This window comes from Xanthomonas arboricola pv. populi (genome assembly GCF_002939945.1).
Classification (GTDB): domain Bacteria; phylum Pseudomonadota; class Gammaproteobacteria; order Xanthomonadales; family Xanthomonadaceae; genus Xanthomonas; species Xanthomonas arboricola_A.
On the sequence record NZ_MDEB01000011.1, the window covers coordinates 48,197 to 75,196 of the forward strand.

The 27,000-nt window shown below is 66.6% G+C and carries 22 protein-coding genes; 7 read left to right on the forward strand and 15 right to left on the reverse strand.

Going from position 1 to position 27,000, the window contains the following annotated elements; translation table 11 throughout:
- Positions 1–182 precede the first annotated feature (182 nt).
- Positions 183–3,890, forward strand: a complete 3,708-nt coding sequence (locus XaplCFBP3123_RS20090) for an indolepyruvate ferredoxin oxidoreductase family protein (RefSeq protein ID WP_104535626.1) — start codon at positions 183–185, stop codon at positions 3,888–3,890.
- Positions 3,891–4,146: 256 nt separating this feature from the next.
- Here XaplCFBP3123_RS20090 and XaplCFBP3123_RS20095 read toward each other — a convergent pair whose 3' ends face one another.
- From XaplCFBP3123_RS20095 to egtB, 3 genes are read right to left on the reverse strand one after another with little or no spacing between them, the layout of a single operon-like run.
- A complete protein-coding gene (locus tag XaplCFBP3123_RS20095; RefSeq protein WP_104535627.1) occupies positions 4,147–4,416 on the reverse strand; it encodes a DUF3253 domain-containing protein in 270 nt (89 codons plus the stop codon).
- A 15-nt stretch (positions 4,417–4,431) separates the two neighbouring features.
- The gene (gene egtD / locus XaplCFBP3123_RS20100) at positions 4,432–5,418 is read right to left on the reverse strand and encodes an L-histidine N(alpha)-methyltransferase (protein WP_104535628.1); all 987 of its coding nucleotides are present in this window, start codon (positions 5,416–5,418) and stop codon (positions 4,432–4,434) included.
- Complete coding sequence (gene egtB, locus XaplCFBP3123_RS20105; RefSeq protein WP_172453406.1) at positions 5,415–6,704, reverse strand: ergothioneine biosynthesis protein EgtB; 1,290 nt, start codon at positions 6,702–6,704, stop codon at positions 5,415–5,417. The genes egtD and egtB overlap by 4 nt, the downstream gene beginning before the upstream one ends.
- Positions 6,705–6,769: 65 nt before the next feature.
- Between egtB and XaplCFBP3123_RS20110 the strand changes: the two genes are divergently transcribed.
- Positions 6,770–7,951: an aminotransferase class V-fold PLP-dependent enzyme gene (locus tag XaplCFBP3123_RS20110; protein WP_104535629.1), complete on the forward strand. Its 1,182-nt coding sequence runs from the start codon at positions 6,770–6,772 to the stop codon at positions 7,949–7,951.
- 120 nt (positions 7,952–8,071) lie between these two features.
- On the opposite strand, the gene XaplCFBP3123_RS20115 is transcribed toward XaplCFBP3123_RS20110, so the two are convergent.
- The 4 genes from XaplCFBP3123_RS20115 to XaplCFBP3123_RS20130 form a co-directional block, all read right to left on the reverse strand.
- Complete coding sequence (locus XaplCFBP3123_RS20115) at positions 8,072–9,544, reverse strand: glycine betaine ABC transporter substrate-binding protein (protein WP_104535630.1); 1,473 nt, start codon at positions 9,542–9,544, stop codon at positions 8,072–8,074.
- Positions 9,541–10,278, reverse strand: coding sequence for an ATP-binding cassette domain-containing protein (locus tag XaplCFBP3123_RS20120; RefSeq protein WP_104535631.1), 738 nt, complete (start codon positions 10,276–10,278; stop codon positions 9,541–9,543). Before XaplCFBP3123_RS20120 ends, XaplCFBP3123_RS20115 begins: the two co-directional genes overlap by 4 nt.
- A 48-nt stretch (positions 10,279–10,326) precedes the next feature.
- Positions 10,327–10,656 carry a calcium-dependent protein kinase 21 gene (locus XaplCFBP3123_RS20125; protein WP_253254264.1) on the reverse strand — a complete coding sequence of 110 codons (330 nt, stop codon included), beginning with the start codon at positions 10,654–10,656 and terminating at the stop codon, positions 10,327–10,329.
- A gap of 65 nt (positions 10,657–10,721) precedes the next feature.
- The gene (locus XaplCFBP3123_RS20130; protein ID WP_104535663.1) at positions 10,722–11,927 is read right to left on the reverse strand and encodes a DesA family fatty acid desaturase; all 1,206 of its coding nucleotides are present in this window, start codon (positions 11,925–11,927) and stop codon (positions 10,722–10,724) included.
- A 153-nt stretch (positions 11,928–12,080) separates the two neighbouring features.
- Between XaplCFBP3123_RS20130 and XaplCFBP3123_RS20135 the strand changes: the two genes are divergently transcribed.
- Positions 12,081–12,926: an ABC transporter ATP-binding protein gene (locus XaplCFBP3123_RS20135; protein ID WP_104535632.1), complete on the forward strand. Its 846-nt coding sequence runs from the start codon at positions 12,081–12,083 to the stop codon at positions 12,924–12,926.
- Positions 12,927–13,310: 384 nt separating this feature from the next.
- Entirely contained in the window at positions 13,311–14,348 is a 1,038-nt protein-coding gene (locus XaplCFBP3123_RS20140) for a patatin-like phospholipase family protein (protein ID WP_104535633.1), read from the forward strand.
- A gap of 547 nt (positions 14,349–14,895) precedes the next feature.
- Here the strand turns inward: XaplCFBP3123_RS20140 and XaplCFBP3123_RS20145 are convergent.
- Both XaplCFBP3123_RS20145 and XaplCFBP3123_RS20150 read right to left on the reverse strand, forming a co-directional pair.
- Positions 14,896–17,097, reverse strand: a complete 2,202-nt coding sequence (locus XaplCFBP3123_RS20145) for a TonB-dependent siderophore receptor (RefSeq protein WP_104535634.1) — start codon at positions 17,095–17,097, stop codon at positions 14,896–14,898.
- Between the two features lie 223 nt (positions 17,098–17,320).
- Complete coding sequence (locus XaplCFBP3123_RS20150) at positions 17,321–17,803, reverse strand: Lrp/AsnC family transcriptional regulator (RefSeq protein WP_016901223.1); 483 nt, start codon at positions 17,801–17,803, stop codon at positions 17,321–17,323.
- 127 nt (positions 17,804–17,930) lie between these two features.
- On the opposite strand from XaplCFBP3123_RS20150, the gene phhA reads away from it, so the two are divergent.
- Positions 17,931–18,821, forward strand: coding sequence for a phenylalanine 4-monooxygenase (gene phhA, locus XaplCFBP3123_RS20155; protein WP_104535635.1), 891 nt, complete (start codon positions 17,931–17,933; stop codon positions 18,819–18,821).
- 68 nt (positions 18,822–18,889) lie between these two features.
- Positions 18,890–19,534 carry a DMP19 family protein gene (locus XaplCFBP3123_RS20160; RefSeq protein WP_104535636.1) on the forward strand — a complete coding sequence of 215 codons (645 nt, stop codon included), beginning with the start codon at positions 18,890–18,892 and terminating at the stop codon, positions 19,532–19,534.
- Positions 19,535–19,658: 124 nt separating this feature from the next.
- Here XaplCFBP3123_RS20160 and XaplCFBP3123_RS20165 read toward each other — a convergent pair whose 3' ends face one another.
- Genes XaplCFBP3123_RS20165 through XaplCFBP3123_RS20175 form a run of 3 tightly spaced genes read right to left on the reverse strand, consistent with a single transcriptional unit; the run spans position 19,659 to position 23,274 of the window.
- Positions 19,659–21,275, reverse strand: coding sequence for a diguanylate cyclase domain-containing protein (locus XaplCFBP3123_RS20165; protein ID WP_104535637.1), 1,617 nt, complete (start codon positions 21,273–21,275; stop codon positions 19,659–19,661).
- Positions 21,276–21,277: 2 nt separating this feature from the next.
- Positions 21,278–22,744, reverse strand: coding sequence for an ATPase domain-containing protein (locus XaplCFBP3123_RS20170; RefSeq protein WP_104535638.1), 1,467 nt, complete (start codon positions 22,742–22,744; stop codon positions 21,278–21,280).
- Positions 22,741–23,274, reverse strand: a complete 534-nt coding sequence (locus XaplCFBP3123_RS20175; RefSeq protein WP_253254265.1) for a hypothetical protein — start codon at positions 23,272–23,274, stop codon at positions 22,741–22,743. Before XaplCFBP3123_RS20175 ends, XaplCFBP3123_RS20170 begins: the two co-directional genes overlap by 4 nt.
- 706 nt (positions 23,275–23,980) lie before the next feature.
- Here XaplCFBP3123_RS20175 and XaplCFBP3123_RS21575 point away from each other — a divergent pair.
- Positions 23,981–24,163 (forward strand): hypothetical protein, encoded by a 183-nt coding sequence (locus tag XaplCFBP3123_RS21575; RefSeq protein ID WP_172453408.1) that lies wholly within the window; start codon positions 23,981–23,983, stop codon positions 24,161–24,163.
- A 181-nt stretch (positions 24,164–24,344) separates the two neighbouring features.
- Here the strand turns inward: XaplCFBP3123_RS21575 and XaplCFBP3123_RS20185 are convergent, their stop codons facing one another.
- The 3 genes from XaplCFBP3123_RS20185 to kduI all read right to left on the reverse strand — a co-directional run bounded on the left by XaplCFBP3123_RS20185 (position 24,345) and on the right by kduI (position 27,000).
- Positions 24,345–25,010, reverse strand: coding sequence for an RpiB/LacA/LacB family sugar-phosphate isomerase (locus XaplCFBP3123_RS20185; RefSeq protein ID WP_104535640.1), 666 nt, complete (start codon positions 25,008–25,010; stop codon positions 24,345–24,347).
- 233 nt (positions 25,011–25,243) lie between these two features.
- Complete coding sequence (gene kduD, locus XaplCFBP3123_RS20190) at positions 25,244–25,999, reverse strand: 2-dehydro-3-deoxy-D-gluconate 5-dehydrogenase KduD (RefSeq protein WP_054592011.1); 756 nt, start codon at positions 25,997–25,999, stop codon at positions 25,244–25,246.
- 146 nt (positions 26,000–26,145) lie between these two features.
- Positions 26,146–27,000, reverse strand: coding sequence for a 5-dehydro-4-deoxy-D-glucuronate isomerase (gene kduI, locus XaplCFBP3123_RS20195; protein WP_104535641.1), 855 nt, complete (start codon positions 26,998–27,000; stop codon positions 26,146–26,148).

The following is a 27,000-nucleotide window of genomic DNA, read 5'->3' on the forward strand; positions in this document are numbered from 1 at the left end:
CTGACAGCAAACGACCCTTCCCGTCGCCATCGTAACCGCAGCGCGACGGCTGCGCATCCGCATGCAACGGGCGCGTGAAGGGCGACTGTTACACTTCGTGCCGCCGTTTTGGAATCCGTCGGGCGTGTCATATGCTTTCAGATGACACGCACCGGGTCCCAGCCACCCTTTCCGGGCACGCCATGACCAGTACTGCTGCACTCTCTTCTCCCGACTCTGCCAACACGCCGGAGCTCGGCCAGGTGGATGCGGATTACACGCTGGAACACAAGTACACGCGTGCCGATGGGCGTATCTACTTGTCCGGCGTGCAGGCGCTGGTGCGGCTGCCATTGATGCAACGCCTGCGCGATGACGCCGCCGGCCTTGCGACTGCCGGCTTCATCAGCGGCTATCGCGGCAGCCCGCTGGGCGGTTTCGATCTGGAGCTGTGGCGTGCGCGCAAGCATCTGGACGCGGCCAGGGTGACCTTCACCCCCGGCCTCAACGAAGACCTGGCCGCCACCATGGTCTGGGGCACCCAGCAGACCAACCTGTTCCCCGGCTCCAAGGTGCAAGGCGTCTACGGCATGTGGTACGGCAAGGGCCCGGGCGTGGACCGCAGCGGCGATGTGTTCAAACACGGCAATGCCGCCGGCACCTCGCCGTATGGCGGCGTGCTGGCACTGGCCGCCGACGACCATGCCTGCCGCAGCTCGACGCTGCCGCACGGTTCGGAAGAAGAATTCGTCAGCGCGATGATGCCGATCCTCAATCCGGCCGGGGTGCAGGACATCCTGGACATGGGCCTGCTCGGCTGGGCGATGAGCCGCTATACCGGGCGCTGGATCGGCTTCAAGACCATTGCCGAGACGGTGGAGTCTTCCGCGTCGGTGGATGTGGATCCGTTCGCACGCACGATCGTGCTGCCAGAGGACTTTGCGTTGCCGCCAGGGGGTTTGAGCATCCGCTGGCCGGACCCGCCGGTGGATCAGGAAATGCGTCTGCATCGCTACGCGATCGCCGCCGCGCAGGCATTCGCGCGCGCCAATCACATCGACCGCGTCGTGCTGGATTCGCCGCACGCACGCTTGGGCATCGTGACCACCGGCAAGAGCTATCTGGACGTGCTGCAGGCGCTGGAATACCTGGGCCTGGATGCGCAGGCCTGCGCGCAGATCGGCATCCGCGTCTACAAGGTCGGCATGACCTGGCCGCTGGAGCCGGTGGGCATCAGCGCGTTTGCGCAGGGGCTCGAAGACATTCTGGTGGTGGAGGAGAAGAAAGCCTTCATCGAGCGCCAGATGAAGGAACTGTTCTACAACTGGCCGGCCAGCGCCGGTGCGCGGCCGAGCATCGTCGGCAAGTACGACGAGCAGGGCGAATGGATCCTGCCGTCCACCGGCGAGTTGACCCCGGCTACGATCGCCGCGGTGATCGGCAAGCGCATCCAGCGCTTTGCGCTGCCATCCAGCGCGATGACCGACTCGATCGAACAGCGGCTGCGCTGGATGGACAGCAAGGAAGCCGAAATGGCCTTGCCACGCGCGTTGTTCCCACGCGTGCCGCATTACTGCTCCGGCTGCCCGCACAACACCTCCACGGCGGTGCCGGAAGGCTCGCGTGCGCTGGGCGGCATCGGTTGCCATTACATGGTGACCTGGATGAACCGCTCCACCGACACCTTCACCCATATGGGCGGCGAAGGCGTGACCTGGTCGGGGCAGGCGCCGTTCACCGAGACGCCGCACGTGTTCCAGAACCTGGGCGACGGCACCTATTTCCACAGCGGCTCGTTGGCGATCCGGCAGTCGGTCGCCACCGGCGTCAACATCACCTACAAGATCCTCTACAACGATGCGGTGGCGATGACCGGCGGCCAGCCGGTAGACGGCACGCTCACCGTACCGGACATCGCGCACCAGCTGCGCGCCGAAGGCATCCACACCATTGCGGTGGTCAGCGACGACATCGGCAAATGGACGCACCGGCGCGAGCGCTTCCCCAGCGACGTGGCGTTTCACGATCGCAGCGAACTGGATGCGGTGCAGCAGCATCTGCGCACGATCAAGGGCGTGTCGATCCTGATCTACGATCAGACCTGCGCCACCGAAAAACGCCGCCGCCGCAAGCGCGGCAAGCTGATCGACCCGCCCAAGCGCGTCATGATCAATTCGCTGGTGTGCGAGGGTTGCGGCGATTGCGGCGAAAAGAGTTTCTGCGTGTCGATCTTGCCCAAGGACACCGAATTCGGCCGCAAGCGGCAGATCGACCAATCCAACTGCAACAAGGATTATTCCTGCGTATCGGGCTTTTGCCCGAGCTTTGTCACCGTGCATGGCGGTACGCCGCGCAAGGGCAAACAGCGCGATGTCAGCGCATTGCTGGACAACCTGCCCGCGCCGCCGCAACGCACCACGCTGGAACAGCCGTGGAACATCCTGATCACCGGCGTCGGTGGCACCGGCGTGGTGACCATCGGTGCGTTGCTCGGCATGGCCGGGCACCTGGAAGGCAAGGGCGCCACGGTGCTGGACCAGACCGGGCTGGCGCAGAAGGGTGGCGCGGTGACCACGCATATCCGCATCGCACGCCGACCAACCGACATCCACGCGGTGCGCATCGCTGCCGGCGAAGCGGATCTGGTGCTGGGCTGCGACATGGTGGTGGTCAACGATTACTGGGCCTTGTCCAAGGTGCGCGATGGCCGCACCCAGGTGGTGCTCAACACCTACGAAGCGATGCCGGGCAACTTCACCACCCAGCCGGATCTGCAGTTCCCCGCCGCCGAGATCATTGCCGGCGTGCGCACCGCATTGGGCGGCCAGGAGCCGTTGTTGCTGGATGCCACGCAATTGGCGACCGCGCTGCTGGGCGATGCGATCGCCAGCAACCTGTTCGTGCTCGGCTATGCCTGGCAACACGGGCTAGTGCCGTTGTCGCACGCGGCGCTGATGCGCGCGATCGAGCTCAATGGCGCGGCGGTGGCGATGAACCAGCAGGCGTTTGCGTGGGGGCGGCTGGCCGCCATCGATCTGCCGGCAGTGAGGCATGCGGCAGGCTTGCGCAATGTCGGCGAGCTTGCGCATGCGCAAGGCGATACGCCGCCAGCGCGCGCGCCCGGCAGCTGGGAAGAACACGATCTCGGCGGGCAAACTGCGCCGCGCGCGCTGGCGCAAAGCGACGGCAACACGCTGCATGGCGATGGCGATGCGCCGACGCATCCGCTCGACGACGAGCAGCTGGCGCAGTCGCTGGACGAAGCCATCGCGCGACGCGTGGCGTTTCTGACCGACTATCAGGATGCCGCGTACGCACAGCGCTATCGCAGCCTGGTCGAACGCGTACGCACGCACGAAGCGCAACATGCGCCCGGCAGCAGCGCGTTGAGCGAAGCGGTGGCGCGTTACTACTTCAAGCTGATGGCCTACAAGGACGAATACGAAGTGGCCCGCCTGTATACGCGCGGCGACTTCCAGCGCAGGCTGCAGCAGCAGTTCGAAGGCGACTACACGCTGCGCTTCCATCTGGCACCGCCGCTGCTGGTCAGGAAGGATGCCCACGGCCACGCGATCAAGCGCGAATACGGGCCATGGATGTTCACTGCGTTCAAGCTGTTGGCGCGGCTGAAATTCCTGCGCGGCGGCAAGCTCGATGTGTTCGGCTACAGCGCCGAACGGCGTGGCGAACGTCAGCTGATTGCCGATTACGTGGCGACAGTGGACACGCTGCTGGAACGGTTAGATGCCGACAACGTCGGCCTGGCCGCGCAGATCGCCAGCATTCCCGAGCAAATCCGCGGCTATGGCCATATCAAGCACGCGCACCTGCAAGAAGCCAAGGCACGCCAAGCCGCGTTGCTGATGCAATGGCGCAATCCCAGGGCCTTGCATGTGGTGCAGGCAGCGTAGGACTGGCGGATCGGCGTTGCAGCGTGAAAGGAAAGCGTTGCGCGCTTGCTGATCGGCCGATGTGTTGCCCATCGCGCTGCGGTGACAGGCTGGCGTGTTGTGGCTCGGATGTCGGGCAGCGGCCGCTGCTGCGGCACGTGATCGCGTTCGCGCATGACATCGGTCAACGCATGCTGGTCAATGTGCTGTCGGCGCCATGATCAGCAGCGTCTCCCTGCCTCGCACGAACGGTGATGCGCACGCAAGGCACCGCCCGTCATTCGAAATGCCGACCACGCGTCAGACGGATCGGGCCACGTACGGTGCCCAGGTCGACCACTTCACCGCGCTGGTTGATCTGCACCACTTCCTTACTGGCCAGATCGGCGGCAACGCTGCGTACCTGCGGCATAAGCGCGCGCCAGCGCGCTTCGTCATCGCTGAGCGCGCGGGCGACCTCGGACGGGCAGATCGATTGCTGTGGCAGCCGGCGCGCCAGCAGCGCGCATATGATCGCGGCGATCTGCGCGTCGTCGATCCGTTGCACGCCAGGCGCGCGAGGTCAGAGCGGACGCAACACGCGTAGCCCGAACCAGTCCTTCGTATCGTTCCAGCCATGGGTGACCTTCAGCCCGGCGGCGGCGGCGAGTTCGGCAAAGCGCGCGTCGGTGTACTTGTAGCTGTATTCGACCTGCATCGCTTCGCCTTCGGCAAACTCGAATTGCTTGCCTCCCACCTGAACGCGCTGTGCGCGCTGACTGATCAGGAAGGTCTCGATGCGGCCACGTTCGCGCGCATACACCGCGTGGTGGCGGAAGCCGTCCAGATCGAAGTCGCTGCCGATCTCGCGATTGAGCCGCGCCAGCAGGTTCAAGGTGAACTCGGCAGTGACGCCGGCCGCATCGTTGTAGGCGGCCTCGATCAGGCCGGCATCCTTGTCCAGATCGATGCCGATCAGGGCGCACCCGTCGCTGCCCATGGTCTGGCGCATCGCATCGAGCAACTCGACGGCGGCATCATCGGTGAAATTGCCCAGCGTCGAGCCGGGGAAGAACACCAGATGCCGGCGCGCCGGGCGCTGCGCCTGCGGCAGCTGCAGCGGCTTGGTGAAGTCGGTGCACACCGGCAGCATCTGGATCTGCGGGAATTGCTGCGCCAGCCGCGCAGTGCTCTCAAGCAAGGCAGTGCGCGAGATTTCCAGCGGCGTGTAGGCCACCACATCGCGCAGTCCCTGCAGCAGCAACTCGGTTTTGCGACCGCTGCCGCTGCCGTATTCGACCACGTGCACGCCAGCGCCGATCGCCTGCGCGATCGAGGCCATGCTGGCCTCCAGCAACGCCAGTTCGGTGCCGGTGAGGTAGTACTCCGGCTGCCGGGTGATCGCCTCGAACAGCTGCGAGCCGTGCGCATCGTAGAAATACTTCGATGGCAGCGTCTTGGGCGTTTGCGACAGGCCGGCCAGCGCGTCGGCGGTGATGTCGTCCGGTTGCGGGCGCAGATCGGTCAGCGCGGCGTGCGCGCGTTGCATGGCATGGGCGGCGGCGTTCAAGGCAGATCCTTGGCAAGGCGCACGCCGGCAAACTGCCAACGCGCATCGGAGGGGAAAAAGTTGCGGTAACTGGCGCGGACATGGCTGGCCGGCGTGGCACAGCTGCCACCACGCAGCACCCACTGCGCATTCATGAATTTGCCGTTGTATTCGCCCAGCGATCCGGGCCACGGCGCGAAGCCGGGATATGGCAGATACGCGCTGCCGGTCCATTCCCAGACATCGCCGAACAACTGCTGCAGGCCGGTATCCACCGCGTCGGGGCCGCGCGGATGCAGCGCATCGGTATCGACGAAGTTGCCCTGCACCGCCACACCGGTGGCGGCCTGTTCCCACTCGGCCTCGGTGGGCAGGCGCGCACCGGCCCAGCGGGCGAAGGCGTCGGCCTCGAACAGGCTCAGATGGCACACAGGTGCGTGCGCATCGCGCAGGCGCCAACCGTCCAGGGTGAACTCGCGCCCGTCCGCATCCCAATACAGCGGATGCTGCCAGCCCTGCGCCTGCACCATCGCCCAGCCATCGCTGAGCCAGGCGCCGGCACTGCGGTAACCACCGGCGTCGACGAACTCCTGGAACTCGGCGTTGCTGACCACGCGATGCGCCAACGCATGCGCGCCGACCAGCACGCGGTGACGCGGCGACTCGTTGTCGTAGGCGAAGACATCGGCCTGCGGCCATGCGGCCGCACCGATCTCCACAATCTGTTCGTCGCGCGCATGCCAGCGCAGCGTGCTGGCATGCGCAGCAGGCGGAGCCGGCGCACCGCGATACGCCGGCTGCAGCGGGTTGCTCCACAGCGCATGCTTGATATCGGTCAACAGCAACTCCTGGTGCTGCTGTTCGTGCTGGATGCCGAGTTGCACGATGGTGCAGGCCTGCGCATCCAGCACCCCATCGCGCAGGCGCCGCTGCATGTGCGTATCGACCGCAGCGCGGTAGTCGCGCACCTGCTGCAACGACGGCCGCGACAACACCCCGCGGCGCGCGCGCGCTTGCATCGGGCCCACGCTCTGGTAGTAGCTGTTGAACAGGAAATCCCAGGCCGGGTCGAACACGCGGTAGGCCGGATCGGCCTGCAGCACGAAGCGTTCGAAAAACCAGGTGGTATGCGCCAGATGCCATTTGCTGGGGCTGGCGTCGGGCATGCTCTGCACCATTGCATCTTCGGCGCTCAAGGGTGCGGCGAGGCGATCGCTCAGCGCGCGGGTCTGCGCGTAGCGTTCCAGCAGCGTCAACTGCTGTTGCTGGTGGCGGCCCAGCAGAGGTGAGAGTGCAGACATCGCCATATGCTTGAGGAGCGCACGTGAACGCGCCGTGTCGGCAGCGTGGCAGCCAGCGGTAAGCTGTTGCCATGTCCTCTTTTTCTCTGTCCAGCCTGCTCCCCGCGCCTATCGCATGGGAACAACGCCAGCAGGCATTTGCGTTGCCTGGCGACGTCACCTATCTGGATGCCGCCTCGCGCGGCCCGCTGCTGCGCGCGGTGCAGACGGTTGCGCATCAGGCGGTGGATGCGCTGGCCACGCCGTGGCGGTTGCCGTTCGATGCCTGGCTACAGGACATCGAGCGTTTGCGCACGCTCGCCGCCGGCCTGTTCGACGACGATGCCGACGGCGTGGCGATGCTGCCCTCGGCCGCGCACGGTCTGGCGACCGCCGCACGCAACCTGCCGCTGCAACACGGCGAGGCGGTGCTGCTGCTGGAAGGCCAGTTCCCCTCCAACCTGCTGATCTGGCAACGCCGCTGTGCCGAGGTGGGTGCGCATATCGTGGCGGTGTCCACGGCCGGTGGCGACGGCTTGACCGAAGCGGTGCTGCAGGCCATCGCCGACGCCGCGGCACTGCGCATCGTGACGTTGCCGCATGCGTACTGGCTCGATGGGCGACAGCTCGATCTGGACCGCATCAGCGCCGCGGTGCACGCACGCGGTGCGGCGCTGGTGCTGGACCTGAGCCAGAGCCTGGGCGTGCTGCCGACCGACCTGCCGCGCTGGCGGCCGGACTTTGTGGTCAGCGTCGGCCACAAATGGCTGCTCGGGCCGATGGGAGTGGCCTGGCTGTGGGTAGCCCCGCCGTGGCGGGTGCAGGGCGTGCCGATCGAGGAACACTGGATCGGCCGCGATGCCGGCAGCAGCTGGGAGTTTCCGGTTGCCCAGGCGCCGTCCTATCGCAGCGGTGCGCGGAGGTTCGATGCGGGCGGCGTTGCCGATCCGTTGCGGATTGCGATGGCGACGGTGGCCTTGCAGCAGGTCGCGGCCTGGCAACCGGCGCGCATCGGGCAGGCGCTGGGCGCGCTCACCGCGCAGTGGGATGCGGCCTTGCAGGCACGCGGTCTGGGCAGTTGGTGCACGCCCGCTCACGCGCCGCATCTGACCGCCCTGCAGCCACCAGCGAACCAGTTGGAGGCTGTGGCGACAACATTTAGCGAACATGGGGCGATCTGCACACGGCGGCACGGACGTCTACGGATCGCACCGCACCTGAGTGTCACCGGTGATGCGCTGTCAGCCCTGATCGCAGCGCTGCCAGAGCCATGACGCCGCGCCCGTAGGAGCGGACCCGGCCGCGACGGGGCCTTACCGAGCGCTGTCAAGCGTTACCGGGATGACGCCATGTTTCGGTAACGCCCCGTCGCGGCCGGGTCCGCTCCTACGCGTTCAGGCGCGTTGGCTGAGGCGCAAGCCACGCGGCGTGACCCAGCGCTCCAGCCCTTCGAACACCGCCTGCACGATCAGCGCGAGCACCGCCGCAGGAATCGCGCCTTCCAGGATCAAGCCGATGTCGTCCAGGCGGATGCCGGTGAGGATCGGTTGGCCGTAGCCGCCTGCGCCGATCAACGCGCCCAGCGTGGCGGTGCCCACGTTGATCACCGCCGCGGTCTGGATGCCGGCCACGATGGTACGACGCGCCAGCGGCAGTTCCACCCGCCACAGGCGCGTCCATGCCGGCAGCCCGATCGCCTGGGCGGTCTGGCGCAACTCGCGCGGGATCGAGGTCAGTCCGGCATGCGTGTTGCGCACGATCGGCAGCAGGCTGTAGAGAAACAACGCGGCAATCGCCGGTTTGGCGCCGATGCCGAACAAGGGAATCATGAAGACGAACACCGCCAGCGACGGCAAGGTCTGCAGCACGCCGGTCAACGACAGCACCACCTGCCCGAGCCGTGGCCGCCGTGCCGCCAGCACGCCCAGCGGCAACGCGATCAGCAAGGCAAACCCCAACGAGATGCCGACCAGGGCCAGATGCTCGCGCGTATACCGCAGCAGACGCGCCAGACGCGAGTCGGCTGCGGACGCGGGCGCAACGCCCAGCCACTGCGCGGCCACGGCCGCCTCGGACTGACGCTCCAGCTTCACCTGTGCATTGAGCCGCTGCATGGTCGCCTCGTCGATGCGGCCCTGCAGCCCCTGCAATGCCGTGAGCATCGCCGGTGAGCGTTGCGCCAGGTCCTTGCGATACAGAAACACCGCCTGGTAATCGGGAAAGTAATGGCGGTCGTCGCGCAGCACCTGCAGCCGGTAATACGGAATTTCCGCGTCGGTGCTGTACAGATCGGTGACCTCGATAGCCCCGCTCTGCAGCGCGCGATAGGCCAGATCGTGATCCAGCCCGGTCGCGGTCTGCGGCAATGCATACGCGGCGCGGACGCCCGGCCAGCCATCGGCGCGCTGCATGAACTCGTTGCTCAGGCCGATCTTGAGCGCCGGATGCCGTGCCAGATCCGACATCGATGCGATGCCGAGCGCCTGCGCACGTTCGGCACGCATGCCGAAGGCATAGGTGTTCTGGAAGCCGAGCGAGTCGGTCATCGCCAGTCCGCGCGCGTCCAGTGCGGCGCGTAGTTCGGCCTGGCTGGCCGTGGGCAGCTGCAGCAGTTCCTGCGCCAGCGTGCCGGTGTATTCGGCATAGGCATCGATCTGCCCGGTCTCCAGCGCGCGCCACAGGATGCGCGTGCCACCGAGCTGCGCGCGGTGTTGCACGTCCACCCCATCGCGCTGCCCGGCGGCGGTGGCGATCTCGCCCAGCAGGACGGCCTCGGTGAAGTTCTTCGAACCGATCGTCACCTGCGCGGCCTGCGCACCGATGCTTGCGATCAGCAGTGCGACGGCGAGCAGCACGCGCGCGCTCATGCGGCGTCGCCGATGCTGCGCTGGGCGGTGAGAAAGCGCTGCACGAACGGATCGGCCGGCTGTTCCAGCAGGCTGCGCGCACTGCCCTGCTGCACCACCTGGCCGGCCCGCATCAGCACCAGGGTGTCGGCCAGGTAGGCCGCTTCGGCGACGTCGTGGGTCACCAGTACCACGGTCTTGTGGAGCTGGGCGAACAGCGCACGCATCTGCGCCTGCAGGTCGTAACGCACGATCGGGTCGAGCGCGCCCAGCGGCTCGTCCAGCAACAAGGCCGGTGGATCCAGCATCAGCGCCCGGATCAATCCCACGCGCTGGCGCTGACCACCGGAGAGCTCGGCCGGATAGCGCGCCAGCAGCTCTGCCGGCAACTGGCATAGCGCGCACAAGGTCTGCAGGCGTTGATCGATGCGTTGCCGGGTCCAGCCCAGCGTCTGCGCCAGCAACACCACGTTGCCGCGTGCATCCAGATGCGGAAACAGCCCGCCTTCCTGGATCACATAGCCGATGCGCTGGCGCTGCGCCTGGAGGCTGGCGCGTTGCAGCGGCGCGCCATCGAAGGCGACCGTGCCGCTGTCCGGCCACTCCAGCCCGACCAGCATCCGCAGCACGGTGGACTTGCCGGCGCCGCTGGGGCCGATCAAGGCAGTGGTGATGCCGCTGGCAAAATGCAGCGAAACGGTGTCGAGGGCAATGGCCTGGCCGTAGCGACGGCTGACCTGATCGAGAGTGAACATGCGCTCGAGCTTGCCGAACGCAACGTCAGACGCGCGCGAAGGTGCGCATCAGCGCGGTGGCGCCAGCAATTCGCGTGCGCTCAGGTAGCCGTCGCCATTGGCGTCCTGCCGCGCAAAACGCTCGATCAGCGTGGCGCGATGCGCGGCGCGGGTAATCGGCTTGCCGCGTCGGCCAGGCAGTTCATCGCCCTGCAGCACACCGTCGTGGTCCAGGTCGCGCTGATCGAAGGCGTAGCTCATCCACGCAAGGTATTCATCGCGGCCGACGCGGCCATCGCCATCGGTATCCATGCGCTGCAGATATTGCTGGCTGTCCTGCACCTGCACCTGCGCCTGCGCTTGCGCGAACACGGCCGGCCCGCACACACCACATGCCATTAGCAGGCCACGCGCGATCAAACCAAGCGATCCGCGCGCGCGCATCAGCGCGCGTGCCATCATCCTTACGACCCACTCAGCGCATAACCTTTCAGCCGCGCCGCATAGGCCTGCAACGCGGCATTGCCGCTGGCTTCGGCCTCGTGACACCACTGCTGCAGGTGCTTGAGCCGTTCGGATGCGTCATGGCTGCGCGCCTCCAGCACGGCGGTCAGGCGCGCGCGATACTCCACCAGCGTGCGCATGCGCGGGCGCTCGGCCACCCAGTGCTGCAGTTGCGCACGCGCATCGGGCTTGAGCCAACGCCCGTCATCGACCAGGCCCTTGCGCAGGCGCCGCGGCAGCAACTGCCGCAACTTGGCGCCGGTGGCCGCGGCTTCTTCGCGCAGCGCCGGGGTGAACACATTGCGCTGGTAGTCGGTCATGGCCTGGAAGCGATGCGAGAGCAAGGCCTTGAGCGTGTCGGCATCGGGCACGGCGATGTTGGGACGGATGTCCAGCGACGGCGCCACGCGCAGCACCTTGGCCAGACCGATCGCCTGCAGCCCGCGAATGGCGACCCAGCCGATATCCAGCTCCCAGCGCCGCATCGAGAACCGCGCCGAACTCGGGAACGCATGATGGTTGTTGTGCAATTCTTCGCCACCGATCCACAGCGCCCACGGCGTGAGGTTGGTGGAGGTGTCGGCCGATTCGAAATTGCGATAGCCCCACCAGTGACCCAGGCCGTTGACCACGCCGGCGGCCCAGAACGGAATCCACGCCATCTGGATCGCCCACAGCGCGATGCCGGGCAGGCCGAACAGCACGGCATCGATCACCAGCAACGCGATCGGGCCTGCATTGGCATGCGGGGTGTACAGATGCCGCTCGATCCAGTCGGTGGGAGCGCCCTTGCCGTACTGCTCGATGTCGGCACGCTGCGCGCGCGCTTCGCGGTACAGCTCCACGCCACGCCAGAACACCTGGCCGATGCCCTTGGTCTGCGGGCTGTGCGGGTCTTCCTCGGTCTCGACCTTGGCGTGATGCTTGCGATGGATCGCCACCCATTCGCGGGTGATCATCGAGGTGGTCAGCCAGGTCCAGAAGCGGAAGAAATGCGCCACCACCGGATGGAAGTCCACACCACGATGGGCCTGGCTGCGATGCAGGTACAAGGTCACCGCAAAGATGGTGAGCTGGGTGAACACCAGCAGCACCGCCAGCATGCCCCACACGCCCAGCCCAGCCACGCCGGAGGTCAGAACGTCGATGATCGGGTCGGACAACATCGGCATCTCCACAGCGGCGCCATTGGGTTGGATCGATAGAGACATGATGGGGGCGATGACGGCAAACTTCACCCTCCGGATGCGTAGGGTGCTCCCTACATTTCTAAAGCGGTTCACACGCTCCCTTTCCCCACTGCGCCTGATGTCGCCCGTATGACGGTTACCGCCCAGATGTCCACCGATCCTGCTGCTGTTGCGAACGCCATCCCGTTGATCGAGCTCGACCAGGCCAGCGTGATGCGCGGCCAGGTGCGCGTGCTGCGTGCGCTCAATCTGCGCATTGCGCTGGGGCAGCACACCGCCATCCTCGGCCCCAATGGCTGCGGCAAGTCCTCCTTCATCAAACTGATCACCCGCGAGCTGTATCCGCTGGTGCGCGCCGATGGCCAGCCGGCGGTGAAAGTGCTCGGGCAGACGCGCTGGCAGGTGGATCGCCTGCGCTCGCAGCTGGGCATCGTCACCGGCGACCTCAGCGTCAACCTGGCCGACATGCCGGGGCTGGATGTGGAGAGCGCGGTGCTGTCCGGTTTCTTCGCCAGCTATGTGGTGCCACCGCATCGCGAGATCAGCGACGACATGCGCACCCGGGCACGTGAGGCATTGGCACTGGCGCGCGCCCTGCCGTTGCTGGACCGGCAATTTGCCGAACTGTCGGCCGGCGAAACCCGCCGCGTGCTGATCGCGCGCGCACTGGTGAACCGCCCACAGGCGCTGCTGCTGGACGAGCCGTCCACCGGCCTGGACCTGGTGGCGCGACAGCACCTGCTCGACACCATGCGTCACCTGGCCCGGCAAGGCATCACGCTGATCCTGGTGACCCATCACATCGAGGAAATCGTGCCGGAGATCGCGCGGGTGATCCTGCTGCGGGCCGGCACCGTCGTGGCCGATGGTCCGCGCGATGCGCTGCTCACCGACGCCCGCCTGTCGGACGTGTTCGGCGGCCCGGTGCGGGTGCAGCGCGACGGCGAGCGCTATTGGGCGACGGTAGGCGAGTAAGGGCCACCCGCCGCGCGGTGGCGCGCAGGCCGGTGCCTTGCGCAAGCTGCCCGACGACACCCGGCAGCGATGCGCTCACCGCAGCGAAGGCTCGGTGCTGGGCGGACTGGGCCGGTTGCTGGATGGGGATAACCGGTCTCGATGGCCGGGTCGGGGCGAGGATACGCGGCGAAGCCACGCCTGGAACGCGATGACACCGGGCTTGGCAGGCACCCTCATCCGGCGCTGCGCGCCACCTTCTCCCGGTGGGAGAAGGGACAGCCATTGCTTGCTGCAACTGCAGTCTGCGCACGTTCCAGTCACCTCCAGCGCCGACCAGGCAGCGCAGCCACAGTGACGGCACGCGTGTATTCTCCCTCGCCTTCCATCCAACAGTCCGTCGCCATGACCGCGCTCCGCCGCCCCCGCTTTCTCGCCTCGATGTCCTTGCTCGGTCTGCTCTGCGCCTGCGGCGGCGAGCCGCGTCCGGCGGCACCGGCGCCGGTCGTGCAGGCACCGTCTGCCGGCGCGGCCAAGCCGGTGAAGATCGGCGTGGCGCTCGGTGGCGGCGCGGCCAAGGGCTTTGCGCATATCGGCGTGATCAAGATGCTCGAGGCCAACGGCTTTGCGCCGGTGGTGGTGTCGGGCACCAGCGCCGGCAGCGTGGTCGGGGCGCTGTATGCCAGCGGCATGGATGCATTCCAGATGCAGGAAAAGGCCGTCGCGCTCGACCAAACCAGCATCCGCGATGTGCGGATCTTCTCCGGCGGCCTGGTGCAGGGCCAGAAGCTGCAGGACTACGTCAACGCGCAGCTCGGCGGCAGGCCGATCGACAAATTGCGCAAGCCGTTCGCGGCGGTCGCCACACGGCTGGAAGACGGCGAACGCACCGTGTTCGTGCGTGGCAATGCTGGCCAGGCGGTGCGTGCGTCCAGCAGCATTCCTGGCGTGTTCGAGCCGGTGACCATCGGCCAATATCACTATGTGGACGGCGGCGTGGTCAGCCCGGTGCCGGTGGATGCGGCGCGCCAGCTCGGCGCCGAATTCGTGGTGGCGGTGGACATCTCCAGCAAGGCCAGCGGCAAGAATCCCGGCGATCTGCTCGGCACCGTCAACCAGTCGATCTCGATCATGGGCCAGCGCCTGGGCGAGGCCGAACTCAAGCGTGCCGATGTGGTGATCCGCCCGAAGGTCAGCGACATCGGCTCGGCCGATTTCAACCAGCGTGGTGCGGCCATCCTGGAAGGCGAGCGGGCCGCGATGGCGGCAATGCCGCAGATCCGCGCCAAGATCGCGCAGTTGCAGGCGCAGCGCAGCGGTGCCACCCGCACTGCAGCCGAGCAGGCTGCGGCCGCCAAGGCAGAGGCGTATCGGCGCTGTCTGCAGGAGCGCTCGCGCTGGCAGAAACTGCGCGGCAAGGACGAGGCCTGCGTGGCGCCGTGAGGGCGATGCAGTGCGAGGAAATGCGGAGGTGATGCGGGTACCACGCGCGGCCATGCGGAGCTGAGCGGGGGAGGTGCGCCTGTTGCGAGACGCGCGCTTTTAAAGCCGATGCGTCGGGCAACTGCATTTGTTGATGCCTGGTGCCGATGCACCGAGCGTGTGCCGGACAGGGTCGCGACCAGGTCCGCTCCTACGGTGGCGCGGCGGTTCCTTCGGGTGCGCTGGAGACCTGCCGGACAGGGTCGCGGCCAGGTCCGCTCCTACGGTGGCGCGGCGGTTCCTTCGGGTGCGCTGGAGACCTGCCGGACAGGGTCGCGGCCGGGTCCGCTCCTACGGTGGCGCGGCGATTCCTTCGGGTGCGCTGGGGACCTGCCGGACAGGGTCGCGGCCAGGTCCGCTCCTACGATGGCGGGCGTTTTCGGGTGCAGTGGCCAACGGCACGGCCAGCGCCGCTCTTGTAGGAGCGGCCCTGGCCGCGAGGCGTTACCCGTAGCAGCGCCTGGACTTCATGGGCAACGCCTCAATCCCGGACTTCACCGGCAACGCCTCAATAGCGCCAGCGCAACGACACGCTGACAAACCGCGGCTCGCCGTAGTTCTGGTAATCCAGGTTGGCCCAGTAGGTCTTGTCGAAGGCATTGCGTACCGCCAGCGTGGCGGTCCATTGCTCGCTGATGCGGTAGTTGGCGTTGAAATGCACCAGTGCGTACGGGTTCTGCACCACCGTCACCGGGGTGGTGGCGCCGGTGCCGTCGCCGGTGGGGCGCTCGATGTTGAAGCCGCGCACCGCGCTCTGCCAGCTGACGCCGCCGCCGATGCTCAGGCGCTCCCAGGCACCGGGCAGGCGCAGCTGCGTGGACAGCTGCAGATAATCCTCGGGCAGATTGGCGTAGATCGCAGCGGTGGGCGGGCGCGTCACCTTGACGTGGGTAAAGCCGGCATTGACGGTCCAGCCGGGCAGGATCTCGCCGTTGACATCCATTTCCCAGCCACGGCTCTTGGTGCCGTTGATGCCGATGTAGGCCGAATTGCCGTCCGGCAGCGAGGATTCGGGCTGGGTCATGTCGCGCACGGCGAAGTTGTCCTGCTTGGCCTCGAACACGGCGGCAGTAGCCATCGCATGACCATCGAACAACTGCGCCTTGATGCCGGCCTCCAGGTTGGAGCCTTCCACCGGGGCGAGCAGGTTGTTGTCCTTGTCGCGGTAATTCTGCGGATTGAAGATTTCGGTATAGCTGGCGTAGAGCGACACCTCCGGCACGATGTCGTAGACCAGTCCCACGTATGGGGTGACTTCGTCGCTTACTTCGTAGCGGCCGCTGGTGCCGGTGTAGGCGCCACTGGCGTCGAAGGCCTGGGTGCGGGTCTCCCAGGAACTCAGGCGTGCGCCGGCAATCAGCGACAGCGGGTCGGCCAGACGCAACCGGGTGGAGGCATACACGCCGCGCTGCGTGGTGCGCGCTTCGCTGCGGCGGCCGGTGCGCGCATAGGTCACTTCGGGAATATCCCCATCCCAGTTGCGGATGTCGGGGATGAAATAGCAACGTTCGCCGTCGCAGGTGGCCCAGTCATCGGGATAGGTCTGCGCGACGCCGTAGGAGGTCGACTGCAGATCCTGCCAGCTGCCGCCGACCACCACATCGTGCTGGCGGCCGAACAACGAGAAACCGCCGGACAGGTACACGTCCACGCCATCGCGCGCATCGCTGGTTTCGCCGACGCCGGTGCGCAGGAACATACCGCTGCCGTCGGCGGCCGGATAGCCGGCGCCATAGACGCGCAGGCTCTGTACATCGCCCTTGGTGTGCGCATAGTTGACGCGCAGCAACCAGTCCTCGCCGAAGCGCTGCTCCAGGTTGGCGAAGGCGGTGCTGGTTTCGCGCTGCCAACGGCTCCACTTGGGCGCCAGGTTGGTGGAGCGCGGCAGGTTGGCCGGCGAACCATCGGCGGCGAAGAACGGCACCGTGCCCCAGGTCGAGCCGATCGGGCTGTTGTCCTGCCGCTGATACCCGACGGTGAGCGTGGTGCTGTCGGTCAGGTCGCCTTCCAGCACCGCCATGCCCGACATCTTGTTGTCGTGGTAACGGTCGTAGTAGTAGTCGCGATCCTGCCAGGCGGCCACCACGCGGCTGCGCCAGCGCCCGTCTTCGGTCAGCGGCGCATTGACGTCGGCCTGCATGCGGCGGAAATCCCAGGTGCCCGCGCTCACCGCAAACGAGGCGTCGAAGTCCTTGCCCGGGCGCTTGCGCAGCAGGTTGACCGTGGCCGAGGGGATGCCGGCGCCGGTGAGCAGGCCGTTGGCGCCGCGGATCACCTCGATGCGGTCGTAGAAGACCGTGTCGTATTCCTGGTTGGTCGAACCGCTGTAGGTGGGCAGGCCATCGACCTGGAAGTCGGTGATCTGGAAGCCACGCGCGAAATACAGCGGGCGCTGGGTGTCGTAGAACGACACGTTGACACCGGTGACGTTGCGCATCACGTCGTCAATGCTGAACAGCGATTGCTCTTCCAGCCGCTGCAGCCCGATCACGCTCACCGATTGCGGCGTTTCCTGCAGGGTCAGCGGCAGGCGCGTGGTGGTGGCCGGCTGCGCGCGGCTCACCGCGCCGTTGACGTTGACCTGGTCAAGCGTCTTGGCGTTGCTTGCATCGGCGACGGCATCGTCGGCACGGGCAGCGCAGGGCGTCAGCGCCAACGCGCACAGCAAGGCAGCGGACAACGTGGCCAGAGGAGCGGAAATCGCGGGCATTGGAGGGTTCTCATCGATCGGTGCGGGACGCGTGGCGTCACGGGGCAGGAAAGCGCAGGCATGCGTGGCGCGTCCCACTCGGGCGACGAGCTGGCTGGCCCTGCCGGGCTGGCGGATCGACGAGAAGACATGCCGGACGCGGCCGGATGTTACGCAAATGTAAATCGTTATCGTTTGAGAGGCAAGTCACATTGCGCGCCTGCCTGTCCTGCAACCCGCCCGATCACCCCAGATGCGAAAGCGGCAAACCTTCCGGCGCTTTCACCGTGCGCAGCACGAAGCTGGAATTGACGTCGGACACGCCGGTGGCGTTGAGCAGGCGGTCGAGCAGAAAGCGCGAAAAATGCTCCAGATCGCGCACCTGCACCTGCAGCAGATAATCCATGTCGCCGGTGAGCGCCCAACAGGCCACCACCTCGTCCCAGCCGCGCACGCCATCGGCGAAATGCTCGATATCGGCCTGGCCGTGCTGCTCCAGCTGCACCCGCACGAAGGCCTGCAGCCCCAGCCCCAGCGCCTTGGCATCCAGGCGCGCGCCGTAGCCGGCGATGATGCCGGCCGCCTCCAGCCGCTGGGTGCGGCGCAGGCAGGCCGAGGCCGACAGGTTGACCTGCACCGCCAACTCCGCATTGCTGCTGCGGCCCTGCGTCTGCAGCAGGGCCAGCAGGCGTAGATCGGTGCGGTCCAGGGCGATTGGCTGGTCCATATGTTGCGCAGCAGCAGAGAATGACGCACGAATCTTGCGCCTTGAAGCACTCATCACGCAAGATTCGCAATCCCGTTGCGCGACCATCGGGCTAAGGTGAGCGCTGATCATCGGGAACTGCCGCCGCATGAACACCGCACCGCAACGCGTCGAGAATCAGCTCACCGACAAGGGCTATGTGCCGGTCTACACCACCGCCGTGATCGAGCAGCCGTGGGATGGCTACAGCGCCGACGACCACGCCACCTGGGGCACCCTGTATCGCCGCCAGCGCGCGTTGCTGCTGGACCGCGCCTGCGACGAATTCCTGCAGGCGCAGGATGCGATGGGCATGGACGACACGCACATCCCGCGTTTCGATGCGCTCAATGCGGTGCTGCAGGCGGCCACCGGCTGGACCCTGGTCGGCGTGCAGGGCCTGCTGCCGGAGCTGGATTTCTTCGAGCATCTGGCCAACAAGCGCTTCCCGGTGACGTGGTGGATCCGCCGCCCCGAGCAGATCGACTACATCGCCGAACCAGACCTGTTCCACGACCTGTTCGGGCACGTGCCGCTGCTGATGAATCCGCTGTTTGCCGACTTCATGCAGGCCTACGGCCGTGGCGGGGTCAAGGCGCACGGCATCGGCGCGGACGCGCTGCAGAACCTCACCCGCCTGTACTGGTACACGGTGGAATTCGGCCTGATCGCCACGCCGCAGGGGCTGCGCATCTTTGGTGCCGGCATCGTGTCGTCCAAGGGCGAATCGCTGCATTCGCTGGAATCGCCGGCGCCCAACCGGATCGGCTTCGACCTGCAACGCATCATGCGCACACGCTACCGCATCGACAGCTTCCAGAAGACCTACTTCGTCATCGACAGCTTTGCGCAATTGATGCGCGCCACCGCGCCGGACTTCACCCCGATCTATGCCGATCTTGCGCGGCAGGCACAGGTGCCGGCCGGCGAGGTGCTGGACACCGATCGGGTCCTCCAGCGCGGCAGCGGCGAAGGCTGGAGGACAGACGGCGACGTGTGAGGCGGCACCGACTCGACACCATCGCCGACGCAGACTATGGTCAAACCTCCCCACACCGCCTTCGCGCAATGGACCTGACGCAGCTTCGCATCCGGCGCTTGGAGCTGGACGACACCCGCCTGCTGTTCACCCTGGCCAACGGCATCCGCATCGACGAGCCGATCCAGGCGCATCGGCTGTTGTTCAAGGCATCGCCGCCGCAGCGCGCGCAATGGCAGCTCACCGACGACGGCTTCGGGGTGAACTGGCCGGCGGTGGCGCCGCCCACCGCAGACGGGCTGCTCAACATGCCCGAGCTGTTGTGGCGCCGGCGCAGCGCACGCGCACAAACCAAGCTGAGCGCGCTGCGCGGACGCAGGGATGCCTTGTCGCCGGGCGAGCGCGAGCTGGTGGCCTTGGCACGGCTGGATGCGGACATGAGCGAGAGCGGCTATGCACGCTATTTCGACCGCTGGGATGCCGCCACCCGGCGCGACGCATTGCAGGGGCTGGGCGCGATGGGCGCGGCGCAGGCGCGCCAGGCGATCGAAGGCCTGGGCGCGGTGTTCGAACGCCTGGAAGAAGATCCCGACCTGCTCAGCATCGAAGACATCCTCGATGCCATGAGCGAGACCGACCGCCAGCGCGTGGATGGCTGGGAAGAGGTCTACTACCGCCGCTCCGGCGAACTGGCCCGGCTGGGGCTGACCCACTACGGGGTCGACAAGGCCTAAGCACGCGGGCGCTCGGCGCCGGACAAGCGCGGACGCTATGCAGTGATGCCGCGCATCGACGATGCAAGCGCTGTGAGGTGCATACACCGACTGTCCGTCGTGGGCTTGCGAACGCCGGGCAGACTCACTGGCTGCGCGGCGGTCGTGGGCCACGCGGACGCCGGCCCAATGGCAGGGACAGCGTGAAGGTGCAGCCCCTGCCGATCCCGGCGCTGCTGGCGACGACGCTACCGCCGTGCGCCTGGACGATCTGCCGCACCACCGCCAGGCCGATGCCCAGGCCTGCGCCGTTGAATCCGATCGCGTGACTGTCCTGCATGAACGGCTCGAAGATGCGCTGCAGCGCGTCGCTGCCGATGCCGATGCCGTTGTCGCTGACCACGATGACGGCGCGGCGTCCGTGCAGGCTCAGCTGCAGGCCGATGCTGCCGCCTTCGGGGGTGTATTTGGAGGCGTTGTCCAGCAGGTTGCGCAGCACCTGCGACAGGCGGACACCGTCGCCGCGCAGCAGGGTCGGCTGCGGCGGCAATCGCAGCGTGAACGACTGCTTACGTGCGGTGATCAGTGGCGCACACGCCGCCGCGGCGGCCTCGACAACCGCATGCAGATCGATGGATTGCTTGAGGATGCACAGTTTTCCGGTGCGCACGCGCGACAGGTCGAGCAGATCGCCGATCAGGCGCGTCATGTGGTGCACCTCGTGCTCGATGATGTGCCGCATCCGCAGCAACTCCGCGCTGGGCAAGCTGTTGAGCATCGAACTGGCGAGCAGGATCGGGGTCAGCGGATTACGCAATTCATGCGCGACGAAGGCGAGCATCTGGTTCTGTCGTCGCGCCCCTTGCTCGGCCGCTGCATGCAACTGCTGGGCACTCAGCGCAGCCAGAATCAAGGCGCTGTTGGCCTCACGCAACATGTCGTGCGGATCGTCCGGCAGCGGTCGCGGGTCCGCAGCGGCCAGCGCCGGATCGGGGTGCTCCAGTTCCAAGGCGACGCAATCGCGATAGAACATGAAACGCGCCGCGACATTGCGCTTGGCGCAGTACATCGCATCGTCCGCGTGCTGCAGCAGCGTCATCCCGGTCTCGCCATCGTCCGGATACATGCTGATGCCGATACTCGCGCCCAGGTGCAGCTCGTGCTTGTCGACCAGGCAGGGCGCGTCCAGGCTTTGCACCAGCTCGCTGGTAATCGCCGCAGCCGCGTCGTGGCTGTCGACACCATCCAGCAACACCACGAATTCGTCGCCGCCGTAGCGCGCCACGATGCCCGAGGGCGCCGCTGCCGCAGTGAGCCGCTGCGCGGCCAGACGCAGGAATTCGTCGCCGGTGCTGTGTCCGAACAGATCGTTGATACGCTTGAAATCGTTCAGATCCACAAACAGCAGGGCGATCCGCGTGCCCTGGTGCTGCGCGGCGGCGATGGACTGCTCCAGCCGTTCGAACAGCAGCGCGCGATTCGGCAATTGCGTCAACGGATCGCGGTTGGCGTTGTGCGCCGCCTCGCGCAACGCATGCGCGTGATCGTCCAGCTTGGTGTGCGCCAGCAACGATGACAGCACCAGCTGTTCGTTGGCGGCCTGCAGGTCGGTGTGCAGCGCGGACGGCAATTGGCTCTTCAGACTCGCCAGGTCCTGATGCAGATGCTGCAGTTGCAGCCTGACGCGGCGTGTCTGGCGCCACAGCTCCGACAGCTCGCGCCTGGCGAGATCCGTGTCGGCGTTGCGGGGCGGCTGTTCCATGCTCATCCGCCGTCGGCGGCGCCCGGCTTGCGCGTGGACCTGCCGCTGAGCAGGCCTTCCTGCTGCAGCAACGGCGCACCGAGATGCAGACCGGCCTGATCGATATGGAATTCGCGCAGCTCGTCCGAATGCGCACTGCCCCGCACCTTGACCACCGCCAGGATGCGCCGCAGCCGGCTGTCCACTTCGACGTAGCGTTGCACGATGATCGCGTCGGTCATGAACGCCGTACCGTAGGGGCTGAACCGCAAATCGGTGTAACGGTCCTCCAGTTCTGAGGTCATCAACACGGTCACGCCGGTGCCGGCCAGGGCCACCACCAGGCGCGACAGCGATTCGCGGAAGTCCTCGCGGAAGGTGGGCGCCAGCGCCAGCTCGAATGCGGACAGCGAATCGATCACCACGCGCGTGGCGCCAAGCCGAGCGATTTGCTGCAACAGCAGCGTCAGGATCTCGTCGATCGACAGGTCCGGCGCGCGGCTGTCCACCACCCCGACCTGACCGCTGGCGATCAACGCCGACAGCGCCGGCATGCGCGAACGTGGGCCATGCTGTTCGAATCGCGCCAGTACCCCGGTCTCGCCATTGCGCACGCCTTCGATCAGGAAGGCCGCTGCAAGCAGGCTCTTGCCCGACCCGGACGGCCCGGCCACCAGCAGCGAATAGCCCTGCGGCAATCCGCCACCGAGCATGGCATCGAGCCCGTCGATTCCCATGCCCAGACGCGGTGCCACGCGCGCCGGCAACGCGTCCTGGCGGCCGCTTACACTGGGGATGGGTGCGAACACGCGCAGGCCTGCGCTGTCGATGCGGAAACTGTGCAAGCCCGGCAGGGACGGCCTGCCGCGCATCTTCATGACCTCCAGCTTGCGCACCATCGAGTTGCGCTGCACGCTCTGGCGCAGCCAGATCAGCCCGTCGGCAACCGTGAACACCGGGTTGGCATCGGTCTCCACGAAGTACTCGCCGATCAGGAAGGTGGTGGATTGCCAGCTGGTCATCAGCATGCCCAGCTGCTGCACGAAACGCTGCAGGTTGTTGTGCACGTTGCCGTCGGCATTGCTGGCCAGCACCACCGAACGGAACGAATCCACGAACACCATCGCCGGCCGATGCGCCTGCACCTCGGCCACGATGCGCAGCAGCACCTTGTCCAGATCGCCGGCCAGGGTTTCTTCGGACAGATTGATGAAATGGATCGCGCTGTTGATCGCCTCGGCATCGAAGAAGTCGAACTGCTGCTGATAGCGCAGCATCTTCAAGGGCGGCTCGCCCAGCACGGTGAAATACAGTGCAGGACGCTCGGGCGTTGCCAGTGCGAACATCAGCTGATGCGCCAGCGTGGTCTTGCCGCATCCGGGTGGGCCGGCGATGAGATTGAACGAAAACTCGGGCAGTCCTCCACCCAGCACCTCATCGAGCCCCGGTACGCCGGTCTGCAGGCAATGAATGGCGACTTTGCTGCTCATGGAATGTCCTGCGCGGAAAGTCCGCTGGAAAAAGAGACCCAGACCGAGCGCAACAACCGCTCGGTCAAGGTTGGGCCGATCATGCTGACCAGCACCTCATGGAAGGTGTGCACGAAGGCAGCGCCGCCAGCAGCGGCCACCTCCGTACTCTGTCGACTCAGCACAACGCCGGCGGTCTCGACGGCATTACGGTCATCGGACGCCTCGGCCGCAACGAAGGCCTCGTCCAACCAAGGAAAATCGTCCTTGGTCAGAAACAGCGCACGCCAGAACAGCGCCGCGACACCGCGCTGCCCAAGGATGGGAGTCAGCACCTTTTCGATTTGCTGCAACATCGCCACGACAGTGGACGCGATCGTCGATGCTTCAGCACCCGCAGCGACCTGTCGTTCGAGAATCGCTACGGCTGCGGCTAGTGCAGGATGATCCATGCCTATGCGCGGGCCTGCATGAGTGTCGGTCCACTGTATACCTTTCTCGCAGTCGCAACCCGATTGCGAAACAGGCAGGCGCATGGCCTGCTCGCCCACACGCTGTGCATGCTGCACGCGACAGCGGACCCATGCAGTCTGTCCGGCAATGTGCATCAGCCAGGCTGATGCGCAGTACTCGGACGCCACAACGCAGTGCAGCCGCCTGCTGGCGCCAGCCGTATTCGTGGTCTGATCGTGCTAAACAGCGATTCGTGCGTGCGCGATGAGTTGCGAGGCTTACCTGGCTCGCCGCCTACCCCGCAATGCAGACAACCTGCGGCCGCTGACTACGCGTCTGACGCACTGTCACCGCAATGCATCGGTGCTGACGCTGCAACGGTTGCGTGTGCGTCGCGCAGCGTTCGTCGCGTGCTGGCAAGCGATGATGCGGCTGGCTCACAGCCGGCATTGCGCATCGTCCACGCCCGGGACGCGCTCCCATTGCCAGGTATCCACCTGCTCGCCGCGTGGCAGATGTCCACGTCGACCGCCCTGCCGTCGCGGCGCAAGCGCAAGTGCAGGCGCTGCGTCTGATTGCCCCGGATGCGGTCCTGCGGTACCGGGCGCACGCGCTCAGCGCCATAGCGTACCCCGCCTGCGCAGCCGCCGACGCCGCCGTCAGTCCGCGCACGATGCGCCTGGGTTCGGCCAGCACCGCCGGCTCGAATTCCGGCACATAGCGCCGCAGTGGCTTGCTGGTCGTGCGGAAGCACGGCCCGAAGGCGTCCGATGCCGGCGGCGGCGCAGTTCCGGCCAGGACGGCATGGAAGTCCTGCACCGCCGTGTCGCCGAGCTCTGCCTTCCGCACGGCCTCTCAATCCGCCTGGGTCGCCTCGCGCTGCTGCCCGATCGCCAGCAGCGCACGCAGCAGATCATCCAGCGATCGCTTGCGCAGCGCATCGTTGTGATCTTGTGCGCCTCGGAGATCTGCGAGTGCGTGCAATGACCAACGCGTCGCCACGCGCCTTCAGAAGTGACGCATCGACTGCTTCGCGCTCACCCCAACCCCGCTCCGCGCCCCGGCCCACGCCTTGCAGCGTGGGCGCTCCAAGGCACGCGCGCCGATGGCGCGCCAGCCCTGCCTTTTCACCCCAACGGGTGAGGGGCTCTGGCGTTGCGGGTGCTGGTCAAGCTGCGGCAGCGGCGGCAGCTTCGGGCTTGCCGAGTACACCGGCAACGAAGGCGCGAATCTCGGCATCCTGTGCGTTGTCGAAGAAGCACTGCTGGAAACGCTCGCCACCGACGGCCTGCTTGATCAGTTCCGGGTCGATGGCGCGCAGGCCGTCCAGGTAGGACTTGGCGGTGGCCTGCTTGAGCTGGGTCAGGATGCCGGCGTTGGCGGCCTGCGATTCGCGACGCTCGGCCGGGTAACCCAGGCCGCGCTCGCCGCTGAAGGCCTTTTCGAAGATGTAGCGCACGTTGATTTCCGCGCCCCAGCCGTAGCCCTTGGCGAATGCCAGCGACAGCGCGTTGCCGTTGTTGACCTGGGCGAACAGGTAGGCGTCGGTCGGCTCGATGCAATAGCCGCAGAACACGCCCGGATGCGCGTTGAGCGACATCATCGCGCCCTGGCCGGTGCCGCAGCCGGCGACGACGAAGTCCACGGCCTTGGAGTTCAGCAGCAGGCTGGCGACGATGCCCAGGTGGATATAGGTCAGGCGATGGTCGTCGTCGCCGTGCATGCCGACGTTGAAGACGCTGTGGCCCTGCTCGCCGGCGACGTCGTTGAGCTGCTGCAGGATCACCGGGTTCTTGCCGGCCTGACTGAACTCATTCATGAGTGCGATTTTCATGGGAATGCTCCGATTGGTTTGGGGAAGTTGTTGCGACTGTGGAGTCGGGTGGGTGCGCGGGCCTGGATGCGGTCTTGATTCGCTTCCCGGGTGCCTTGTCGGTGAGGGATCAGGGCTCTGAAGAAGCGTTGCCGGGCATGCGGTGCGCGGTTGATTGATGTACCTGCATACCGGCCCTCATCCGCCCTTCGGGCACCTTCTCCCGGAGGGAGAAGGGACCGGGTGGGTTTGACTCAGCGTGCCAGCCAGCCGCCGTCGACCGGGATGATGGCGCCGTTGACGTAGTCCGAGGCGCTGCTGGCCAGGAACACCGCGGTGCCGCCGAGATCGGCCGGCACGCCCCAGCGCGCGGCCGGGATGCGGTCCAGGATGGCTTTGTTGCGGTCCTGGTCGGCACGCAGCTGGGCGGTGTTGTCGGTGGCCATGTAGCCGGGCGCGATGGCATTGGTGGTCACGCCCTTGCTGGCCCATTCGTTGGCCAGCAGGCGGGTGATGCCGGCGATGCCCGACTTGCTGGCGGTGTAGGACGGCACGCGGATGCCGCCCTGGAACGACAGCATCGAGGCGATGTTGATGATCTTGCCGCTGCCCTGGGCGATGAAATGGCGGCCGGCGGCCTGCGCCATGAAGAAGGCCGATTTCAAATTGACGTTCATCACGTCGTCCCAATCCTGCTCGCTGAAATCCACCGCGTCGGTGCGGCGGATCAGGCCGGCGTTGTTGACCAGGATGTCCAGGCGGCCCAGGCCGTCCAGCGTTTCCTTGAGGATGCGCTCGACCGGTTCGACGCTGATCAGGTTGGCCTGGATGGCGATGAAGCGGCGGCCCAGGCCCTTGACCAGTTCTTCGGTCTCGGTCGGCGCCTGGATGCCGGCAGCGGCGATGTCGGCGCCCGCCTGTGCCAGTGCCAGCGCGATGCCCTGGCCCAAGCCCGTGTTGGCACCGGTGACCAGTGCGACCTTGCCTTCGAGACTGAACGGATTGCTCATTACCTTATCGCTCCTGCTGGGTGTGCCACGTTGGATGAGTGCGCGCGGCCGCGCGATGCGCGGCCGCTGGCATGGGGTGGAGCTGGCGCGTTGATGGCGCTGGCGCATCGACGCGGTGAGTGCGGTGCTGCGCGGCACGCATGGCCTTACTTGAGCTGGCAGATGTCCAGCACGTGCATGTCGGTGTAATCCAGGTTTTCCCCGCCCATCGCCCAGATGAAGGCGTAGTTGCTGGTGCCGGCGCCCATGTGGATGGACCACGGCGGCGACACCACCGCTTCGTTGTTCTGGATCACGATGTGGCGCTGCGCGTGAGGCTCGCCCATGAAGTGATAGACGCGGTCGTTGGCGCCGAGATCGAAGTAGAAATACACCTCGCTGCGGCGGTCGTGCAGATGCGGCGGCATGGTGTTCCAGACGCTGCCCGGCTTGAGCACGGTCAGGCCCAGCAACAGCTGCGAGGACTGGCAGGTGGCCGGCACGATGTACTGGTAGATGGTGCGCTCGTTGCTGGTTTCCAGCGCGCCGCGCTCCAGCGCCACGGCATCCTTGATCGAGAGTTGTTTGGTCTGGAAGCGCGCATGCGCCGGCGTCGACGCCAGATAGAACCTGGCCGGGTTGGCGGCATCGTCCGAGGCGAAGCTGACATCGGTGCTGCCCATCGCCACGTACAGGCCGTCCTTCGGCCCGAGCGTGTAGACGGTGCCGTCCACGGTCACGCTGCCGGTGCCGGCGCCGACATTGAGGATGCCCAGCTCGCGGCGCTCCAGGAACGGATGGCCGGCGGCAGACGCCGGTTCGGTCTGCCTGGGCAGTTCCAGCGTGGTGCCGACCGGTGCTGCGCCACCGAGCACGAAGCGCTCGTAGTGGGTGTATTTGAGCGTGACCGCATCGTCGACGAACAGGCCATCGAGCAGATAGAGCTCGCGCAGGTCGTCGTTGCTGGCGCCCTTGATGGCGTCGGGATGGGTGGCGTAGTGGGTCTTGCAGTACAGGGACAT

Excerpts from the sequence above, each read along its gene's own strand:
- XaplCFBP3123_RS20090 (WP_104535626.1), top strand. The coding sequence starts at position 183 with ATGACCAGTACTGCTGCACTCTCTTCTCCCGACTCTGCCAACACGCCG.
- egtB (WP_172453406.1), bottom strand. The coding sequence starts at position 6,704 with ATGGCGATGTCTGCACTCTCACCTCTGCTGGGCCGCCACCAGCAACAG.
- XaplCFBP3123_RS20110 (WP_104535629.1), top strand. The coding sequence starts at position 6,770 with ATGTCCTCTTTTTCTCTGTCCAGCCTGCTCCCCGCGCCTATCGCATGG.
- XaplCFBP3123_RS20115 (WP_104535630.1), bottom strand. The coding sequence starts at position 9,544 with ATGAGCGCGCGCGTGCTGCTCGCCGTCGCACTGCTGATCGCAAGCATC.
- XaplCFBP3123_RS20120 (WP_104535631.1), bottom strand. The coding sequence starts at position 10,278 with ATGTTCACTCTCGATCAGGTCAGCCGTCGCTACGGCCAGGCCATTGCC.
- XaplCFBP3123_RS20125 (WP_253254264.1), bottom strand. The coding sequence starts at position 10,656 with ATGGCATGTGGTGTGTGCGGGCCGGCCGTGTTCGCGCAAGCGCAGGCG.
- XaplCFBP3123_RS20130 (WP_104535663.1), bottom strand. The coding sequence starts at position 11,927 with ATGTTGTCCGACCCGATCATCGACGTTCTGACCTCCGGCGTGGCTGGG.
- XaplCFBP3123_RS20135 (WP_104535632.1), top strand. The coding sequence starts at position 12,081 with ATGACGGTTACCGCCCAGATGTCCACCGATCCTGCTGCTGTTGCGAAC.
- XaplCFBP3123_RS20140 (WP_104535633.1), top strand. The coding sequence starts at position 13,311 with ATGACCGCGCTCCGCCGCCCCCGCTTTCTCGCCTCGATGTCCTTGCTC.
- XaplCFBP3123_RS20145 (WP_104535634.1), bottom strand. The coding sequence starts at position 17,097 with ATGCCCGCGATTTCCGCTCCTCTGGCCACGTTGTCCGCTGCCTTGCTG.
- XaplCFBP3123_RS20150 (WP_016901223.1), bottom strand. The coding sequence starts at position 17,803 with ATGGACCAGCCAATCGCCCTGGACCGCACCGATCTACGCCTGCTGGCC.
- phhA (WP_104535635.1), top strand. The coding sequence starts at position 17,931 with ATGAACACCGCACCGCAACGCGTCGAGAATCAGCTCACCGACAAGGGC.
- XaplCFBP3123_RS20160 (WP_104535636.1), top strand. The coding sequence starts at position 18,890 with ATGGACCTGACGCAGCTTCGCATCCGGCGCTTGGAGCTGGACGACACC.
- XaplCFBP3123_RS20165 (WP_104535637.1), bottom strand. The coding sequence starts at position 21,275 with ATGGAACAGCCGCCCCGCAACGCCGACACGGATCTCGCCAGGCGCGAG.
- XaplCFBP3123_RS20170 (WP_104535638.1), bottom strand. The coding sequence starts at position 22,744 with ATGAGCAGCAAAGTCGCCATTCATTGCCTGCAGACCGGCGTACCGGGG.
- XaplCFBP3123_RS21575 (WP_172453408.1), top strand. The coding sequence starts at position 23,981 with ATGGAAGTCCTGCACCGCCGTGTCGCCGAGCTCTGCCTTCCGCACGGC.
- XaplCFBP3123_RS20185 (WP_104535640.1), bottom strand. The coding sequence starts at position 25,010 with ATGAAAATCGCACTCATGAATGAGTTCAGTCAGGCCGGCAAGAACCCG.
- kduD (WP_054592011.1), bottom strand. The coding sequence starts at position 25,999 with ATGAGCAATCCGTTCAGTCTCGAAGGCAAGGTCGCACTGGTCACCGGT.
- kduI (WP_104535641.1), bottom strand. The coding sequence starts at position 27,000 with ATGTCCCTGTACTGCAAGACCCACTACGCCACCCATCCCGACGCCATC.